General features: G+C 46.2%; 17 protein-coding genes and 3 tRNA genes. 18 read left to right on the top strand and 2 right to left on the bottom strand.

The window, feature by feature from the left end:
• The first annotated feature begins 30 nt into the window (after nt 1-30).
• The 11 genes from WFI24_RS28360 to yajC all read left to right on the top strand — a co-directional run bounded on the left by WFI24_RS28360 (nt 31) and on the right by yajC (nt 8,355).
• Nucleotides 31-107: transfer RNA gene (locus tag WFI24_RS28360), tRNA-Arg, on the top strand.
• Nucleotides 108-123: 16 nt separating this feature from the next.
• A tRNA-Leu gene (locus WFI24_RS28355) sits at nt 124-202 on the top strand.
• Between the two features lie 7 nt (nt 203-209).
• Nucleotides 210-283, top strand: a tRNA-Pro gene (locus WFI24_RS28350).
• Nucleotides 284-485: 202 nt separating this feature from the next.
• Nucleotides 486-1,178: a BofC C-terminal domain-containing protein gene (locus WFI24_RS28345; RefSeq protein ID WP_336765281.1), complete on the top strand. Its 693-nt coding sequence runs from the start codon at nt 486-488 to the stop codon at nt 1,176-1,178.
• A 230-nt stretch (nt 1,179-1,408) separates the two neighbouring features.
• Entirely contained in the window at nt 1,409-1,912 is a 504-nt protein-coding gene (gene ruvC / locus WFI24_RS28340) for a crossover junction endodeoxyribonuclease RuvC (protein WP_017686765.1), read from the top strand.
• Entirely contained in the window at nt 1,909-2,523 is a 615-nt protein-coding gene (gene ruvA / locus WFI24_RS28335; RefSeq protein ID WP_036616866.1) for a Holliday junction branch migration protein RuvA, read from the top strand. Before ruvC ends, ruvA begins: the two co-directional genes overlap by 4 nt.
• Before the next feature lie 55 nt (nt 2,524-2,578).
• On the top strand, nt 2,579-3,589 hold the full coding sequence (ruvB, locus tag WFI24_RS28330; RefSeq protein ID WP_145324043.1) for a Holliday junction branch migration DNA helicase RuvB: 1,011 nt from the start codon (nt 2,579-2,581) through the stop codon (nt 3,587-3,589).
• Between the two features lie 73 nt (nt 3,590-3,662).
• Nucleotides 3,663-5,765: a SpoIID/LytB domain-containing protein gene (locus WFI24_RS28325; protein ID WP_442956273.1), complete on the top strand. Its 2,103-nt coding sequence runs from the start codon at nt 3,663-3,665 to the stop codon at nt 5,763-5,765.
• A 7-nt stretch (nt 5,766-5,772) separates the two neighbouring features.
• On the top strand, nt 5,773-6,801 hold the full coding sequence (gene queA / locus WFI24_RS28320) for a tRNA preQ1(34) S-adenosylmethionine ribosyltransferase-isomerase QueA (protein WP_145324039.1): 1,029 nt from the start codon (nt 5,773-5,775) through the stop codon (nt 6,799-6,801).
• A 35-nt stretch (nt 6,802-6,836) separates the two neighbouring features.
• On the top strand, nt 6,837-7,973 hold the full coding sequence (gene tgt, locus WFI24_RS28315; protein WP_336765274.1) for a tRNA guanosine(34) transglycosylase Tgt: 1,137 nt from the start codon (nt 6,837-6,839) through the stop codon (nt 7,971-7,973).
• Between the two features lie 67 nt (nt 7,974-8,040).
• A complete protein-coding gene (gene yajC, locus WFI24_RS28310) occupies nt 8,041-8,355 on the top strand; it encodes a preprotein translocase subunit YajC (RefSeq protein ID WP_336765272.1) in 315 nt (104 codons plus the stop codon).
• Between the two features lie 123 nt (nt 8,356-8,478).
• On the opposite strand, the gene WFI24_RS28305 is transcribed toward yajC, so the two are convergent.
• Nucleotides 8,479-8,871, bottom strand: a complete 393-nt coding sequence (locus WFI24_RS28305) for a TIGR04086 family membrane protein (RefSeq protein WP_017686772.1) — start codon at nt 8,869-8,871, stop codon at nt 8,479-8,481.
• A gap of 226 nt (nt 8,872-9,097) precedes the next feature.
• Here WFI24_RS28305 and WFI24_RS28300 point away from each other — a divergent pair, with 226 nt between their 5' ends.
• Nucleotides 9,098-9,811, top strand: coding sequence for a YetF domain-containing protein (locus WFI24_RS28300; protein WP_442956275.1), 714 nt, complete (start codon nt 9,098-9,100; stop codon nt 9,809-9,811).
• Between the two features lie 3 nt (nt 9,812-9,814).
• Here the strand turns inward: WFI24_RS28300 and spoVB are convergent, their stop codons facing one another.
• The gene (gene spoVB / locus WFI24_RS28295; RefSeq protein WP_336765268.1) at nt 9,815-11,437 is read right to left on the bottom strand and encodes a stage V sporulation protein B; all 1,623 of its coding nucleotides are present in this window, start codon (nt 11,435-11,437) and stop codon (nt 9,815-9,817) included.
• A 227-nt stretch (nt 11,438-11,664) separates the two neighbouring features.
• Between spoVB and WFI24_RS28290 the strand changes: the two genes are divergently transcribed.
• From WFI24_RS28290 to WFI24_RS28265, 6 genes are all read left to right on the top strand, one after another.
• Entirely contained in the window at nt 11,665-11,904 is a 240-nt protein-coding gene (locus WFI24_RS28290) for a post-transcriptional regulator (protein ID WP_036617497.1), read from the top strand.
• A gap of 91 nt (nt 11,905-11,995) precedes the next feature.
• Nucleotides 11,996-13,246: a protein translocase subunit SecD gene (secD, locus tag WFI24_RS28285; RefSeq protein WP_336765266.1), complete on the top strand. Its 1,251-nt coding sequence runs from the start codon at nt 11,996-11,998 to the stop codon at nt 13,244-13,246.
• Complete coding sequence (secF, locus tag WFI24_RS28280; protein ID WP_336765264.1) at nt 13,236-14,144, top strand: protein translocase subunit SecF; 909 nt, start codon at nt 13,236-13,238, stop codon at nt 14,142-14,144. The genes secD and secF overlap by 11 nt, the downstream gene beginning before the upstream one ends.
• A 73-nt stretch (nt 14,145-14,217) precedes the next feature.
• Nucleotides 14,218-15,177, top strand: a complete 960-nt coding sequence (locus WFI24_RS28275) for a cation diffusion facilitator family transporter (protein WP_336765262.1) — start codon at nt 14,218-14,220, stop codon at nt 15,175-15,177.
• Between the two features lie 40 nt (nt 15,178-15,217).
• Nucleotides 15,218-17,626, top strand: a complete 2,409-nt coding sequence (gene recJ / locus WFI24_RS28270; protein WP_336765260.1) for a single-stranded-DNA-specific exonuclease RecJ — start codon at nt 15,218-15,220, stop codon at nt 17,624-17,626.
• Nucleotides 17,627-17,663: 37 nt separating this feature from the next.
• A complete protein-coding gene (locus WFI24_RS28265) occupies nt 17,664-18,176 on the top strand; it encodes an adenine phosphoribosyltransferase (protein ID WP_145324024.1) in 513 nt (170 codons plus the stop codon).
• The last annotated feature ends 148 nt before the right edge of the window (nt 18,177-18,324 follow it).

Genomic DNA, 18,324 nt, shown 5'->3' with positions numbered 1-18,324 from the left:
GTTCGATTCCCGTCTTCCGCTCCAATATTTGCGCCCTTAGCTCAGCTGGATAGAGCGTTTGACTACGAATCAAAAGGCCGGGAGTTCGAATCTCTCAGGGCGCGCCATTATAACTTCAAATTTGCCGGCGTGGCGGAATGGCAGACGCGCTCGACTCAAAATCGAGTGGGAAACCGTGGAGGTTCGAGTCCTCTCGCCGGTATATATAACGGGATGTAGCTCAGCTTGGTAGAGCACCTGGTTTGGGACCAGGGGGTCGCATGTTCAAATCGTGTCATCCCGATCTCGAAAAAGTACTATCTATAATTAGATAGTACTTTTTTTATGTTTACTTTATAAGTTACGATAAGTACAAGTCGGATACTATTACAATATGCACTTTAACATAACACATGGAGTTTCCCTCTTCACAGGACAAGTTAGTTCTGCATAAAGCCCCGTTTTTTAGGTCACAATAGGGTTAAAAAGTGATAGAAGGGGTTCATGTGAACACGTTTAACTTCAGAAAACAATTCAAGAGACGTTGGCGACGCTGGAAACGAACACTATGGATGACTACGGCTTTGCTTGCAGTAACGATACTGGCATACAGTGGCTTGCCTATCTCATCTACGATTGAGCGTTTGCTGACGACTGATTTTAGTGAAGCAACCACTGTGATGGGACCTGTTACGCAGGAAACAAGATCTGAACAGGAAATCCAAGTACTCATGGAGCAACTGAATTCTGATCCAGATCATTTAACGAGTGTAGTTTTGGAAACGCAGTACATCTGTGGAGTGGAAACAGAGCAGTTAGGCAAAATGGCTAGACCACAGTTGAAGATGCTGCTGGCTCAGCATCCGGAATGGGATGCCACCATTGGAACATCAGATGAGCTGCATTTGAAGCAACGTGTAGATGACCTATCACCGCTATGTAAAGAGCAGGCGTATATCAGCATAGATGCTGTAGGTAATCTTAATTTGTATGAGGGTAAGCCAGCAGAAGAGAAGGTCATTCGTACGTTCTTTCAGTTGGATGTTGGGACGTTGGAGAGTTCTTTGCCTGAAGGAGTACTGGAGCAATTGCAGCAGGGCATTCGGATTCAGGATAAAGACGAGTATGACAGTGTGATCTCTACGTTCAGTGACTATGCAGTAGATGAAGATCATCATTTAATCCGCAATGGCGGGTAAGGATTATAAGACAACACTCAACAAAATACGTGAAATATGATGAAGGACATCGAAGAGATGTCCTTTTTGTCGTTTGAACCGAAATACTTGGAAATTCGAAATAACATGTAAAAAATTCACGATTAAAGGCGAGTAATCAGTTAGACAAAGTTTTTCCTGCCGCAGGGTCTATCTTTTGTTATAATGAAATGAACGATACATATGTTCGCTTTTGTGAGGGAGAGATGGTTTTGCGTTTTTTGGGAATTGACCCGGGTATTGCGATTGTTGGTTTTGGTTTTGTGGATAAAATCGGCAGTAAGGTGGTACCCGTACAATATGGATGTATTCAGACGGAAGCTCATACCCCTGAAGAGGAGCGGTTGCTTCACGTTTATGAAGGTATGGTGCAATTAATTGATAAATACAAACCGGACGCAGTAGCGCTGGAGAAACTTTTTTTCAACCGGAACGTTACAACAGCGATGTCAGTCAGTCAGGCCAGAGGCGTCATGGTACTTGCTGCCGCACAGAAGGGTTTGCCTATTGCAGAGTATACGCCAATGCAGATCAAGCAGGCCGTTGTTGGGTACGGTAAAGCGGAGAAGAAGCAAGTACAGGAGATGGTCAAAATGTTTTTGCGTCTTCAGGTCGTTCCTAAACCAGATGACGTAGCGGATGCTTTGGCTGTAGCCGTGTGCCACGCGCACTCTTATACATTAAATTCCAAGTTGAATGAGGTATTGCGAAAATGATTGATTTTCTAAGAGGACAGTTCATTCATGTAGAGAATGATTATATTGTGCTGGATGTTCATGGTGTGGGGTATCGCGTATTCTGTCCGAATCCATTTGCATTTGCGAAGCAAGAAGGCGAAATTACCGTGTACACTCACCATCATGTGCGTGAGGATGCGATGTTGCTGTTTGGATTTGTTACACGGGATGAGCAGCGGTTGTTCCGTAAACTGATTGAAGTATCTGGTATTGGTCCAAAAGTGGCTCTGGGCATACTCGCTGGAGGTACACCAGAACATGTGGTTACGGCGATTTACCAGGAGAATCTTACGTTCTTGACCAAATTGCCAGGCATCGGCAAGAAGACTGCACAACGCATGATCCTGGATCTCAAGGATAAGCTGGATAGCTTTGGCGCCGCAGCGTATGCAACAGGTTTGTTCGCTCCTCCATCGGAAGAGTCGGGAAGTGGTTCTGCCTGGGATGAGGCACGTGAAGGTCTCAAGGCACTTGGGTATACTGACAGTGAGCTTGATAAAGTATGGCTCAAATTGAAAAAGGATGTTACTACAGCGGATTCCGTTGATGTGTTGATGAAAAAGGCGCTACAAATGCTGTTTACGGGATAATACAAATTGCATATTATAATATAGCTGTAGCCTGCAAAAAAAGGTAGGGATGAACATGGATGATCGGATTATTTCCGCGAACCTGATGATGGAGGACCAAAATGTTGAGTTGAGCCTTCGTCCCCGGTATCTGAATGAATATATCGGGCAGAATCAGGTGAAGGAAAATTTAAAGATATATATTGAAGCTGCCAAATTTCGTAATGAGGCATTGGATCACGTTTTGTTATATGGACCACCTGGACTTGGTAAAACAACACTTGCCAATATTATTGCCAACGAATTGGGCGTTAACTTACGTACTACATCAGGTCCAGCCATTGAACGCCCGGGTGATCTTGCAGCATTGTTAACCAATCTGCAGGAAGGCGATGTCTTGTTTATTGATGAGATTCATCGTCTGCATCGTACCGTTGAAGAAGTCATGTACCCGGCTATGGAAGATTCCGCATTGGATATTATGATTGGTAAAGGTCCAAGTGCACGTTCCGTTCGACTGGATCTGCCACCATTCACTCTGATTGGGGCTACAACCCGTGCTGGCTTGCTGTCTGCTCCACTTCGAGACCGATTTGGTGTTATCAGTCGCTTGGAATTCTACACGGTTGATGAGCTGGCTTATATCGTCTCACGCTCAACTGAAATTTTGGGTGTGGAGATCGTCGGCGATGCTGCAGAAGAGATAGCATTGCGCTCCCGTGGGACACCGAGGATCGCGAACCGTTTGTTAAAACGAGTACGCGACTTTGCACAGGTGCGTGGTGACGGGATTATTACACAGACACTGGCAGAAGAAGCGCTACAACGTCTCCAGATTGATCCGCGTGGCCTGGATGAGATTGACCATAAGATGCTCAAATCCATGATCAACAGCTTCCGGGGAGGCCCTGTAGGACTGGATACAATCGCCGCTACAATCGGGGAAGAAAGCCAGACCATCGAGGATGTCTACGAACCGTATCTGCTTCAGATTGGTATGATTCAGCGTACACCAAGAGGTAGGATCGTGACAGATCTTGCGTATCATCACTTGGGTCTGCCGGTTCCACCAAGAGACAGCAAATAATCGAGCCGGTTGAATATTCACCACAACCATTGAAATAATTACGTGTTAACCCGATATAAAGTGAAGGAAATGCATGGAGAGGAGTCTGATTGTGGGAAAAGCAATACGAACGAAGAAGTGGAGTCGTCGATTGAAGGTACTGGCGGCAGCTCTTTTGACAGTGGGTTGTCTGCAAGTGCCTGCTTATGCAGCAGGAAATGATGGACAGACGATCCGGGTAGCCATGTTTGCGAATCTGGGCAGTACGTATAAATCAACTACACCACTCATTACGCTTGAATCGACGGGACAATGGAGTATCCAATCAGAGAGTGGGGCAAATGTAAGCCTTCCGGCAGGGCAGGTACGTTTCAGTGCTGATGGATTCCGAGTGAAGGTGTTGGAAACATCGGACTTTAAGGCAGCATCTGCAGCAGCAAAGTTGTTGCAGGCAACCGCGGATAAACCGTTGCTGTTCACAACTACTCTGAATGGTAATACCATCTACCAGCTCTACACGGGTAACTACGCAACAGAGGCACTGGCTGGACAAGCTGTTACACGGGTACAGAAGGTAGCAGCAGCTCAACTGGCTGGTCAAAAGCCAGCTGTAACAGGAAGTAAACGCCTGTCTGCTGGAACCTATGGTTCGATTCAGGAAGCCGAGGCAGCACAAGCCAACCTTTTAGCAACAGGAGTTAGTGCTTATCCAGTCCTTCAATTGAATGGGGGAAGTCAAGCCTATGCGGTATGGGTTGGTGAAGCTTCAACGGATGCGGAATTATCTGTGTTGAAGAACAGTGTGGAAACCAAAGCTCCGGGGGTAAGCCTTACACCTGTCAACAATAGTGCAGGGCTAATTATCCGTCAGGATGCAGGATTAAGTATGGATACACTCAAAACAGCTCCGCATTACACGATTGCAGGTAGTGAATCCAAAGCATTGGTACAAGGAAACGGCAATGGGATCAAAGTAGTGGAACGTTCCCAGCGAACGTATCGTGGAGATATGGAAATCAGCATCGTGAGTGGTGACCTGGCGTTGGTCAATGTTGTACCACTGGAGCAGTACCTTTACTCTGTCGTAGGGGCAGAGGTGTATTCTTCTTGGCCTGCTGAGGCTTTGAAAGTTCAAGCCGTAGCTGCTCGATCTTACGCGCTTCAACAGGGGGAACGCTTTAAAATTGCCAATGTCGTGGATACGACACTTAGCCAAGCCTATAACGGGATTGGTTCGGAGAATGATAAAGTAACCAGCGCAGTGGATGCAACGGCTGGAGAAGTGGTCAAGAGCGGTGGTAAAATCGTCGAAGCGGTGTTCTCCTCCAATGCGGGCGGCCAGACAGCTCATCCTTCTGAGGTATGGAACGGCGGAGCAGGTGTGTTCACTAATGTGGTTAGCTCGGGAGATACTTCTGCCCAGACAGGATTACATACATGGTACCATGTGCTGCTCAATTCAGGCGTTAGCGGGTACATCCGTGAGGATAACATCAAAGAATTAACGACCAAGACCGATGCGGGACTGGCGAAAGTGACGGTAACGGCTCAGAATACCAATGTGCGTCCCATTCCGTTAATTCAATCCACTGTGGAACCTGTAGCCAAAATGAATCCAGGCAACGAAGCTGTTGTACTGGCAAAAGTGGCTCAATCCAACGATTATGCTTGGGTGAGAGGACCTTTCACGTCTGCCCAGTTGGTTAAATCCCTTCAGGGTAAAACGACAGCGTCTGTTCCTGCTTCAATCTCAACCTTGGAAGTAACCAAGCGTGGACCTTCCGGAAGAGCACTTGAAGTCACTGCCAACGGACAGGCTATGACGGTGAAATATGCCGATACATACCGCTCTGCGCTCGGTGGATTACCGAGCACATTATTTGATATTGCAGGGACCGGAAGTTATACTGTATTAGGCGCTGACGGCAAAACAGCCAGTAAAACCGGCTCAAAGGGTGCCTCTGTACTTTCTTCCTCAGGCACAGGAACATCATCCGGTAATGCACTTGTGGTTATGAGTGGTGATGGTCAAGCGAGAGCGGTAACGCAGGGTCAGACCTTCATGTTTATCGGTCAGGGCAATGGTCACGGATTGGGTTTGTCCCAATGGGGAGCCAAAGGCATGGCAGATGAAGGGTATGATTACCAGGCAATATTGAAACACTATTATCAAAATGCGACTATTGTTAAGGAATGAAACTAAAATGAATGTGAACTTATATGATTTTGAATTACCAGAGCAATTGATTGCACAGACGCCGTTGCTTGATCGCACGGCATCCCGGTTGCTTACCTTGAACAAAGATAGTGGTGAGATTAATCATCAAACGTTTCCTGATATAATCGACTTTCTGGAGTCTGGCGATACACTGATTCTGAATGATACACGTGTTCTCCCAGCCCGTCTGTTCGGTACAAAAGAAGATACCGGAGCCAAAGCTGAAGTGTTATTGCTTAAGAATGTCGAAGGCGACACATGGGAAGCTCTGGTTAAGCCGGGTAAAAAGCTGAAAGCTGGTTCCGTTATCGTATTCGGTGATGAACTAAAGGCAACCATAGATGAAGAGGGCGAGATGGGGGCCCGTAAACTTACGTTTACGTATAATGGAATCTTCCAGGAGATTCTGGACCGTCTGGGCGAGATGCCCTTGCCACCTTATATCAAAGAGACATTGGATGACCGCGAGCGGTATCAGACTGTATATGCCAAGCATGAAGGATCGGCGGCTGCACCTACAGCGGGATTGCACTTTACGGATGAATTGTTGGATCAGATTCGTGCCAAAGGTGTTAATGTGGCCTTCATTACGCTTCACGTAGGACTGGGAACGTTCAGACCGATGTCGGTCGACGTTGTAGAAGATCATGTCATGCATGAGGAGTATTACTCCTTGTCACAAGAAACAGCAGACCTGATTAACCAGACCAAAGAGAATGGACACCGCGTTTTTGCGGTTGGCACAACGAGTTGCCGTACTTTGGAAACGGTAGGGAGCAAATTTGAAGATGGAGTACTGCAAGCAAGCAGCGGATGGACGAGTATTTTCATCTATCCAGGCTACTCCTTTAAAGTAATCGATGGGATGCTTACGAATTTTCATCTTCCGAAATCCACGTTGGTTATGTTGGTTAGTGCACTTGCAGGCAGAGAACATATTATGCAGGCATATGAGGAAGCTATCCAAGAGCAATACCGTTTCTTCAGCTTCGGCGATGCCATGTTGATATATTAATATAACGATTAACTTTTAGAGGATGATTAAAACCAATGGCAGCAATTACGTATGAACATATCAAAACTTGTAAACAATCCGGTGCACGTCTAGGGCGTGTGCATACACCTCACGGTATTATTGAGACACCAACCTTTATGCCTGTAGGTACACAGGCAACCGTCAAAACAATGAGCCCTGAAGAGTTGAAAGAAATGGATGCTCAAATTATTTTGAGTAATACCTATCATTTGTTTCTGAGACCAGGACATGAAATCATTCGTGAAGCTGGCGGATTGCACAAATTCATGAACTGGGATCGTCCAATTCTGACGGACAGCGGCGGATTCCAAGTGTTTTCTCTTAGCGAGATGCGCAAAATTACGGAAGAAGGCGTTCACTTCCGTTCCCATCTGAATGGAGACAAGAAGTTCCTTTCTCCTGAAGTGGCGATGGAAATTCAGAATGCACTTGGCTCCGATATTATGATGGCTTTCGATGAATGCCCACCGTATCCGGCTGAATATGAATATGTAAAAAAATCACTCGAGAGAACGAGCCGTTGGGCAGAACGTTGTCTCGAAAGTCATGCTCGTCCGCATGACCAAGGTCTGTTTGCCATCGTACAGGGAGGCATGCATGAAGATCTTCGCCGTCAGAGCGCCGCAGATTTGACTTCCATGGATTTCCCGGGGTATGCTATTGGTGGACTGAGTGTTGGAGAACCGAAACATTTGATGTATGGTGTATTGGATTACACATTACCTTTGTTGCCGTCCAATAAACCACGTTATTTGATGGGGGTAGGTTCGCCTGATGCGTTGATTGAGGGATCAATTCGTGGAGTGGACATGTTCGATTGTGTTCTGCCTACTCGGATTGCCCGTAACGGAACAACGATGACCAGCCAGGGACGACTGGTAGTTCGCAATGCCAAGTTTGCAACTGATTTTGGGCCACTTGACCCTGAATGTAATTGCTATACTTGTCGCAACTATTCCAGAGCTTACCTGCGTCATCTGATCAAAGCAGATGAAACATTTGGCCTGCGTTTGACGACGATCCATAATCTTCATTTCTTGCAGAATTTGATGCGTAATGTACGTAAAGCCATTATGGAAGATCGTTTGCTTGATTTCCGGGATGAATTTTTCGATCAATATGGTCTTCATGACAATGACAAAGGTTTCTAATTGAGGTTTTAAGGGAACTGGCGTAACAAGCAATATCTGTATGCATAGTCGATAAGGGGGAGTTTGAATGTTTCAGGGAATGCCTTTAACAGGAACACCAGCAGGTGGCGGAATTGTATCTTTGATCGTACCTTTGGTACTCATGGTTGCAATTTTCTACTTCTTGATGATTCGTCCACAGAACAAAAAGCAAAAGCAACGGAATTCCATGCTGAGCCAATTGAAAAAAGGCGATAAAATTGTAACGATTGGTGGCCTTCACGGTACGATCGCTGAGATTACGGATGATGTGGTTGTATTGCGTGTAAACGATGTAACTAAGCTTACGTTTGACCGTAATGCAATCAGCACGGCTGTAGCTCGTGACACGGCTGTTGAATAGTTACTGTAACATAGAATAACGAGGGTGCGTTTGTGGCGTATTCCCTAGTAGAGAACCGGTCTCCCTGGAGATCGGTTCTCTTTTTGTTTTGATAAGGGAAGGTCGATGTACTTCACCAGTGAATTAGGAACGATGCGTGTTAACGCCGAACATGCCACCGAGAGCTGAAATGAAGAAGGCACTGAGTAGTTGTAAACTATCTTTCCAATTAAACGAAGCATCCAGCGCGAGAAATCCGATCAACAGCACAAGGAGTCCATATACGATTCCGGTAATGCCTCCGTAGTACCATCCTTTTTCACCAGAGCGTTTCCCTGCGACAAAACCACCAACCAATAACGACAAGCCATGAACAACATAGGTATAGAGCGAGAGGTCCTGTTCCCGCATTCCGCTCATCCAGAGAAACAAGGAGAGAATTAATGCCCCGATAAACATCCATACAAAAGCCTGACAGAGGCCTGACAGAATCGGATTGGACACTCGAAACGAAACCAAGCGGCGGATCAATTGCATGAAGCAACCCCCTTGTACAAGTTATAAGTTAATACAGTGTATGGTCAAGCCTTTGGACTTATGAACTGAATTTCCATTAAATGAACGGATTATTTCTGCATGAGCATGTAAGGTTCAGGCCAAAATAGGGATTGCACTACAGCTAACTGTATAAACTCAGTTTCGAAGGAGGACCCCTGTTGTGAACTTCCCAGATGTCGGATCACATATCTTTCGAACCATTCTCATGTACTTCCTTGTGTATTGTGCTATACGGGTTATGGGCAAACGCGAGATCGGTAAGCTATCCATGTTTGATCTGGTCGTGTCGATTATGCTCGCTGAGATGGCTGCCTTTGTCATTGAAGATATAGATAAACCTTTGTCTCATGGCATTGTACCTATGCTGACGGTTATCATTGTGCAAATCGGAATGGCCTTTGTCGGTTTGAAGAGCCGGAGACTCCGCTTGATGATTGATGGCAAACCTACCGTATTGATCTCCAAAGGCGTTCTTCATCGGGATGAGATGCGCAAACAGCGATATAACCTGGATGATCTGTTATTACAGCTCCGAGAACAAAATGTAGATAGTATTGGTGAGGTTGATTTCGCAATATTGGAGACCACAGGGAAGCTGACCGTTTTTCCAAAAGATCAGAATGCTTCTAATGACAGTAGCTCTTCGGACTCTGACTCACAAGGGTCTTCTTCCAGTAAATCCAAAGCAGGGAAAAATAAAATCGACGGACTTCCAAATATCAAATATGAAGGTCTGCCATTGCCTCTGATTATGGACGGTAAAGTCCAGGATCAGAATCTGGAACTCATCCAGAAAACGAGATTTTGGCTAAAAAATCAGATCCAGCATAATGGAATTCTGGATTTCAAGGATGTATTTATATGCTCCATCGACCACAATGGCAAAGTGTATGTAAGTCCAAAAGATGATAAAAAATGAATATCATTTGCCTGACCGACGTTTGAACCATGAACCTATAAAAGGAGCACGGGTCAAATCATGAAAGTCAATCATTTTGGTCCAGCCCATAACGATAAAATAAACGATAAGCCCGACGAAAGGCGCGAGAAGCATTCGGACCCAAAAAGGCAATATCATGACCGTCTCTTCGTATACCAGCAGGGTCGCTGCTCCCATGATAAACATTCCGGCCCCCGTTTTGACCCAATCCATGATCTTGAAGCGGAACTGTAGCAGTTTACGTACGCTTTGGGCATGTAATAGGGTAACCACAGTAGAATTCACACAGATAGCGATAATCGCACCGAAGATGCCATACTCGGGCTGGGAAGCGAGCGTTAAAATCAAGGTGATTTTGATAACAGCACCGATAAATGTATTCAGCAGTGCTTTACCTGGACGGTCAAGGGCTTGCAACGCAGCTTGAAGAGGAGCTTGAATATAAATGAACAAAGCAAAAGGAGCCATTAGCTTCAGCATGCTTCCGATCGATGCATCATTATACAGAACAAGACACATCGGTTCGGCAAGCACATACATAAACACAGAAAACGGAGCACCTGTCACGAGTGCCAAGCGTAACGCCTGATGCATTCTTTTGTGTATCAGTGCGCGATCACCCTGAGCAGAAGCTTCGGACAGTGAAGGTACAAGTGATGTCGCAAGGGATGAGGTTAATGCGCCTGGCAGCAGTAGCAAAGGGATAATCATACCTTGTAGTGCACCATACTGTGCTGTGGCAAGTCCTTTGGATATGCCTGCCAGAGCAAGACTCTGGGCAGTAACAATGGTTTCAGCCAGGTAGGAGAGGGAGCCGACCAATCGACCTGCCGTAACGGGAACAGAAATCGCAAGTAAACGCCGAATTAATCCGGTCTGCGTAGTATCTGTATTTTTCATAACTGGGTTTCCTGCGGTTATAGGCTTGCTTGAAAGATTGGACATGTTCTGATGTTTGGCTAGCGGTAACTCTTTCTTCTGTCTGCTGTACTTCCACAATAAGACAAGCATACCGCCGAATTCTCCGACGAGTGCGCCCAGCATGGCACCAGCAGCAGCCTGGGCAATACCGTGGGGGAGGAGAAGCCAGGCAAACCAGATGACACAGATGATGCGAATGATGGTTTCAACAATGGATGAAATGGCAGTAGGCATCATGTTTTGCTTGCCTTGGAAGTAGCCTCTGTACACGGCAGATACGGCGATAATGGCAATCATGGGGCTCATACTAACGAACGTATGGTACACCCGCTCATCGGTGAGCACGTACTTGGTTACCCATGGGGCAAATATAATGCACAAAAACATGAATACTACGCCAAGCGTCAGGGTGAAGCTTAAGCTTATTTGCAGGATGCGCTGGGGGGAATAACGATTGGCACCGGTGTCAGCTTCAGCTACGAGCTTGGCTACGGCGAGCGGAATACCACCCGTAATTAATGTCACCAGTACGATAAAAAAGGGATAGCTCAATTGGTAGATGCCAACACCCTCTGCACCGATGATTCGTGGCAGCGCAATGCGCGGGATGAAACCAAGTATTCGATTAATTATGCCTGCCGCGAGCAGGATCATGGCCCCCTGGATAAATGTCTGTTTCTTCAAGACTACCCCTCTTTCCCGGTTGAAAGTACAGGTTATCATCATAAACGGGACAAAGCCGTTGTTCTTCATCCTATGCCAGTCCTTTATCTTCTCATGACAACTTGGACACGATTAACAAAAAGAACCATAACCAGCAAGAAGGAATATGATCGGGCGAAGTCGAATGATGTAATATTGATGCCGCATTAAGGCTTTGATGTACGAAGGGAGGCTCCCCGTTGGAAGAAATGAATGATGTGGAGTTGGAACAGTCAATAGAGATGCTCTGCCGTAGCAAGGCAGAGGAATTAAGGCTTGTCGGTTACGAATATGTCACCAGCAAAGATGTCTGGAATTGCGTCAGTCATAAATATGAAAAACAGGGCATTCCACCGCTTCACCAGCTGGTGAACGACATTTTGTCACTGAAAGCAACAAGCTTTATGAACTTTATGACCGTGTCTGCATACCGGGGGTCCTCTTTCTAGACGAAAGGGATCTTTTTTGTTGAAAATTGACTGCTTTTTACGGCATCGCTATAATAGGAATATTGAGAACGAAAGGGGATCTAGGAACGGCATGAAAAGAATTATCAGTTTCATTCTGGTCGTGCTTGTCACCACAGGGGTAATGGTGGGAACAAGCCCGGAGCTGCTCAAAAATATACGCTTGGGCCTTGATTTAAAGGGAGGCTACGAGATCTTATATGAAGCAGAGCCGCTCGATGAGGGACAACAAGTCACCAAAGCATCACTGGTGCAAACAGCCAAGAGTCTTGAAAGCCGCGCCAATGCGCTCGGAACAAGCGAACCGGAGGTAACCACTGAAGGAAGCAACCGGATTCGTTTGAAGTTGGCAGGGGTTACGGACGAGGCTGAAGTTAGAGCCAAAATGAAAGAACCAGCCGTTTTGACCTTCCGTAGTAAAGCTGAGAATGACAAGGAAGGCGAATACACGAAAATTGAGCTTCGCGGAAATGAATTTGTTGAGAATGCAGCCAAAGTTGTGTTCACTCAATTGAATGAGCCTATGATTGACATTCAAGTGAAAGACAAAGCCAAATTTTCCGAGATTACCAAACGTTTGATCGGACAACCTCTCGCTATTTATTTGGACGATGAGTTGCTCTCTGCTCCAACCGTTAGACAACAGTTGACAGATGGTTCCGCTCAGATTTCGGGTGCCTACACACGTGATGAGGCAAACCAGCTTCGTGACACCATTAACCTGGGTGCATTGCCACTGAAACTTACAGAGAAGTATTCACAAAGTGTTGGTGCAACACTCGGTAAGCTTTCTCTGGATCAGACTATTAAAGCGGGATTAATTGGTTCCGTTATTATTCTAGTGTTCATGATTGGGCTTTATCGTATTCCTGGTATTATTGCGAGTTTCGCCTTGATCGCACATACATGGCTAGTACTTGCGATCTTCTATATGGGAGAGTTCGTACTTACCCTTCCAGGGATTGCAGCATTTATCTTGGGTATAGGAATGGCCGTAGATGCCAATATCATCACCTACGAACGAATTAAGGAAGAGATGCGTAGCGGCAAGTCGATCTTGTCTTCGGTTAAAGCGGGTGGTAAACATTCCTTCCGTACGATCATTGATTCTAATGTCACTACCATTATTGCTGCTTCGGTTATGTTCTTCTTGGGAACAGGTGCGGTTAAAGGGTTTGCACTTGTGCTGATCTTTGACATTGTCACCAGTATTATCACGAATATTTTCTTCTCCCGCTTCCTGTTGACCCTGCTTGTACGGGGTAACGTGTTGAAGAAGCCTAAGTACTTCGGAGTGAAGGAGAGTGAAATTCGTGCGCTTTAATTGGAATTTTGATTATGTTAAAGGCAGTAAGATTGCCTATACGTTTTCCATCATCTTGACAATTGCGGGTATTATTAGTCTCTTGTCTCTGGGATTGAATTATGCGGTTGATTTCCGCGCAGGCTCCAATGTAGATATCAGTGTATCCAAGTCGATTACTGCTGAGCAGATTAATCCGATTGTCAAGGATATCGGTGTGAACGAGGGTGACGTTACGATTACTCCGGGTTCAGACAGAGTGAATGTCCGCTTTTCCAAAGAACTGGATGAGAATCAAGAAAGTAAGTTCAAGCAAGAGTTCACCAAATTGGATGCAACGGCTTCATATGAAGTAAATACCGTTGATCCGGAGATGGCCAAAGAATTGGAACGCAACGCCATTTACGCGGTACTTATTGCGAGTATCGGGATCATGATCTATGTAGCGATTCGATTTGAATGGCGCTTCGCTTTAGCCGCGGTCGTTTCCATATTCCATGATGCTTTTGTCGTCATAAGTGTATTCTCTCTCTTCCGTCTCGAAGTGAATTTGACCTTTATTACTGCTGTACTTACTATTGTCGGATTCTCCATCAATGATACGATTGTTATCTTTGACCGGATTCGTGAGAATTTGCGATTCGCCAAAAAGACATCCAAAGCTGACTTGCGTGAGGTAGTCAATCGTAGTTTGTCACAAACAATGACCCGTTCACTGAATACAACGTTTACGGTGTTTGCTGCATCACTTTGTTTGTTTATTTTTGGTGGAGAGTCCATTCGCATGTTCTCGCTTGCGATGGTCATCGGGACATTTTTCGGCGCATATTCTTCCATCTTTATTGCAGCACCATTATGGTTCACGCTCAAAGGTAAACAAGTTAACAAGCCAAAAACAGTGGCTAAAGAATCTAACTAAACATCGTAATGTGAAGCCGCGTCTGCCAGGCGCGGTTTTGCAACTTTATGTACAGAATTAAGGGGGAATATTCATGACCAGAGAACATATCCCATCTGCTCAAGCTGCCACATGGAGCGGTATTGCTGGTAATATGGGACTTGCGGTGATCAAGGCTGGGGTCGGTTATATGGCAAACAGCAAATCGTTGCTCGCAGACGGCTTGTATTCTGCTTCTGAAGCTGGTTCTGCCCTGGCTGGTCTCTTTCCCTCCAAGTCTGTACGCCATAAGAGCAAGGCACGCAGGGAACGCTTTAAAGAACACTCCCGTGTTGCCAGACCGGGAATTTCGGTATTGTTATCTGTACTGATCCTTATGGGCGGCTTGCAGCTTGCCATCTCCGCATTGGGGAGTCTGTCCGGAAGTGAACCTGAAGCCCCCGGGAAGTCGGTGCTTTTGGTGGCTGTAGCAGCTCTCGCTGTGAAGGAAGCAATTTTTCAATTTCAGTACAGATATTTCCGTAAACGAAACCAGTCTCAGGCGCTGGCATATGCACAGCAACATCGTCGTGCACTCTATTGCTCGCTCACCGTATTAATCGGTATTATCGGTTCGATGACGGGTGAAGAGACAGGTCTGAGCATGCTGCTCTACCTTGACCCCACGGCTGCGTTGATTGCTTCCTGTTTTGTGCTTCACAAGGGTTACAGAATGATTGTGGACACAGTCTATGGTTCACTCGTTCAGGAACTGGAGCAGGAAGAAGCGTTAGATTTCAAAGAGACCGTACAGCGGGTATATGGCATCATTACCATTGAGCACTTGGTTGCAAGGGAACAGGAACATGATGTTACGATTGAGCTGGTCATTAGTGTGAATCCGAGGATTTCAATACTGGAAGCACAGGAGATTGCTAATCGGGCGAAGACACTACTGCTAACCCGTTTTAGTCATGTGAAAGAAGTACAGATTCAAGCGATACCTTATGATCCAGGCTATCCTTATAAATCCAATCATGAACTGCCCGATCACGAAGCGACATTAATTCAGTAGTGAAGCGCGGGTCCAGTAGATCAGGAAAGGAGCGTTATCATTGCTTTATTCGCAATACCGGTGGAATACACCGAATATCGATTTGGAGGCGGCTGCGGGACTCTCGCAGGCGCTTTCCGTTTCACCTCTTGTTGGACGTTTGCTTGTGAGTCGAGGAGTGCACAATGAGAAGGAGGCCGAACGTTTTTTGCATCCTGATCTGAATCAGATGCATGATCCTTATCTGCTACTCGGCATGAATGAAGCTGTCCCTCGAATCAAGCTGGCTTTGGAGCGGGAAGAACATATTTTAATCTATGGGGACTATGACGCCGATGGCGTATCCAGTACATCGCTGATGATCCACCTGATGCGTCATCTTGGGGCCTCGTATGATATATATATCCCTCATCGCTCGAATGAAGGGTATGGTTTGCACAACCATGCGTTGGATTGGGCCCATCAGCAAGGCGTTTCATTGATTATTACCGTGGATACCGGAATCAGTGCTGTTGAACAGATTGCCTATGCGGCAACGCTGGGCATCGAGGTCATTGTGACAGACCACCACGAACCACCTGAAATTTTGCCCGAAGCCTTTACACTTATTAATCCGAAACTTCCAGGCTGTCCGTATCCTTTTAAAGGTTTGGCAGGAGCTGGAGTAGCCTTGAAGCTCGCTCAGGCATTAATCGGGGAAGTGCCTGGTGAATGGATGGAGATTGCCGCCATCGGTACCGTTGCCGATCTGATGCCTTTGGAAGGTGAAAATCGGGTTATCGTCAGTTATGGAATAGAATCCATGCGCGGCTCACGTCTTCCCGGTGTAAGTGCATTGCTTGAAATTAGTGGTGTAGATCAGAGCCAGGTGACTTCGATTAATATTGCCTTCGCCATGGCACCACGTATTAATGCCAGTGGACGTTTGGACCATGCGGGGCGAGCGGTGTCGCTGCTCACAACCGAGAATCTGGATGAAGCTCATACGCTAGCCGGTCAGCTTGATCTATTGAATCGGGAACGGCAACAAGTCGTAGAGGGCATATTACAAGAAGCAACGGCACAGTTGGAACAAAAGATACAGCTTCGTTCAGGATCAGTTCCAGATGTAATCGTATTGGCCGGTGAGGGCTGGAATGTCGGAGTGGTTGGTATTGTGGCTTCCAAATTACTGGACCGCTATTACAGACCTACACTTATTCTTGGGATTGATCCAGAGAGTGGTGTCTGCAAAGGCTCTGCGCGCTCCATTGAGGGCTTGGATATCTATGAGGCACTCACAGTCAACAAACACACCATGGATCATTACGGGGGACATCCGGCTGCTGCAGGGATGACCCTGCATCGGGATCAACTGGAAGAACTTGAGGCGGGCTTGAATGAGTTTGCTGCAACCGTGTTGACCGAAGAGGACTTTGTACCTCAGCGTCTTGCGGATGATGAATGCAGAATTAGTGATGTTCCGCTGAAAGTGATCCAGGAGATCGACCGATTGCAACCTTTTGGGATGAGCAATCCTTCGCCACGGTTTGTGTTGAGAAGCGTGACTGTGAAGGAAACCAGAACGATGGGACGAGAGAAGCGCCACCTGAAACTGGTGCTTGAACAAGATGGTCAGCAATTGGAAACTGTCGCATTTGGCAAGGGAGCATTAGCAGAGTTTCTTCTCCCAGGTACCGTAATTGATGTGATGGGAGAACTGTCCGTCAATGAGTGGAATGGGATGAGAAAACCTCAATTGATGCTTCAGGACATCCATGTTCCTCAGGTCCAGGTGTTTGATTTGCGCGGTAATACCGAGCCATTGAATGCGATGAAGCAATTCTTGAGCTCACTTGAGGTGCATCTGCGATACAAATCAGGTTCTATAGGTGCTATTGTTCGGAAAGAAACCGATGTTTCCGAGGGAAATTCATTGTATGAACCTTGCCTTTGGGTATATGATAGAAAGGTCGGGTTATTTCCGTGTAATGCTGCTGCGCAGCATTATGGACAGGAACAAGTCCGGACGTTATTTGTGTTTGATACGCCGGAAACCCCGGAACAACTTGATGCCATGCTGGCTTTGTTCAGTGGAGCAGAGAATATCATCCTTCTGCACGGATCAGGCAACCGCCGAGATCGCCTTCAGATGCCTTCCAGAGAACTCTTCAAGCGTATTTATATGCAGGTGTTGAAATGGAAAGCTGAACCCGTGGAGGAACAAGAGATTACTCCTGTGCTCAGTCGTCAGTGTGGTTGTTCGCCGCGCATGATAACAATGATGTTGGATGTATTTGAAGAGCTATCCTTCATTACCCGTGATAACGGCAAAATTGCGTTTGTGGATAACCCGCCTAAACGTGAACTAACCGCTTCACGTCATTATCAGGCGCTCGAAAGCATGGCCGAGACAGAACAGGTGATGCTGGATGCATCCACGCCGCAACTGACACAATGGATGATATCCCGGATGAAGGGCGTATCTTAGATGGAAGTTTGTGTATTTATTTTAGGAGGAGATTATTTTGGATTTTAAAGATTATATTCGTGTCATCCCTGACTTTCCACAACCGGGAATCAGCTTTAAGGACATTACGACATTGTTGAAAGATGGAGAAATGTACCGCAATGCGATCAATGAACTGAAAGTGATGGTTTCTGATCTCAAAATTGATGTCATTGCTGGACCTGAAGCACGTGGTTTCGTTGTGGGCGCCCCTCTGGCGTACGCTCTTGGTGTCGGCTTTGCTCCGATTCGCAAAAGTGGAAAACTGCCTGGAGAGACGATTGAAGTCGGTTATGATCTCGAGTATGGCAAGGATACACTCGCTATGCACACAGATGCGATTGAGAAAGGTCAAAATGTCCTGATCGCAGATGATTTGCTCGCAACGGGTGGGACGATTGCTACTTCCATCAATTTGATTGAACAATTGGGCGGAAAAGTTGTTGGTGCTGCCTTCCTGATCGAGCTGTCTGATCTGAACGGTCGTTCTAAATTGCCTGAAATCGATGTATTCACATTGATGAACTATTAAGCTTAAATCTCCATATGCACTGCTGTGATGAAACATGAATTGCTTTCCCCGTTTCCCGGGAAATAATATACAGCATTAATGATTATCAAAAAGCCTGTTCTTCCAACCGTAAAGGTGTGGGAGAACAGGCTTTTTGATGTGTCTGCTA

Source organism: Paenibacillus sp. USHLN196 (genome assembly GCF_037144955.1).
GTDB lineage: Bacteria > Bacillota > Bacilli > Paenibacillales > Paenibacillaceae > Paenibacillus > Paenibacillus xylanexedens_C.
Note: the sequence above shows the minus strand (reverse complement) of the source record. Positions and strands in the feature narration are given on the sequence as shown.

Coding starts and splice junctions, on each gene's coding strand:
- ruvA (WP_036616866.1), top strand. CDS start 1,909: ATGATTGATTTTCTAAGAGGACAGTTCATTCATGTAGAGAATGATTAT.
- ruvB (WP_145324043.1), top strand. CDS start 2,579: ATGGATGATCGGATTATTTCCGCGAACCTGATGATGGAGGACCAAAAT.
- WFI24_RS28325 (WP_442956273.1), top strand. CDS start 3,663: ATGGAGAGGAGTCTGATTGTGGGAAAAGCAATACGAACGAAGAAGTGG.
- queA (WP_145324039.1), top strand. CDS start 5,773: ATGAATGTGAACTTATATGATTTTGAATTACCAGAGCAATTGATTGCA.
- tgt (WP_336765274.1), top strand. CDS start 6,837: ATGGCAGCAATTACGTATGAACATATCAAAACTTGTAAACAATCCGGT.
- yajC (WP_336765272.1), top strand. CDS start 8,041: ATGTTTCAGGGAATGCCTTTAACAGGAACACCAGCAGGTGGCGGAATT.
- WFI24_RS28305 (WP_017686772.1), bottom strand. CDS start 8,871: ATGCAATTGATCCGCCGCTTGGTTTCGTTTCGAGTGTCCAATCCGATT.
- WFI24_RS28300 (WP_442956275.1), top strand. CDS start 9,098: ATGTACTTCCTTGTGTATTGTGCTATACGGGTTATGGGCAAACGCGAG.
- WFI24_RS28290 (WP_036617497.1), top strand. CDS start 11,665: ATGAATGATGTGGAGTTGGAACAGTCAATAGAGATGCTCTGCCGTAGC.
- secD (WP_336765266.1), top strand. CDS start 11,996: ATGAAAAGAATTATCAGTTTCATTCTGGTCGTGCTTGTCACCACAGGG.
- WFI24_RS28275 (WP_336765262.1), top strand. CDS start 14,218: ATGACCAGAGAACATATCCCATCTGCTCAAGCTGCCACATGGAGCGGT.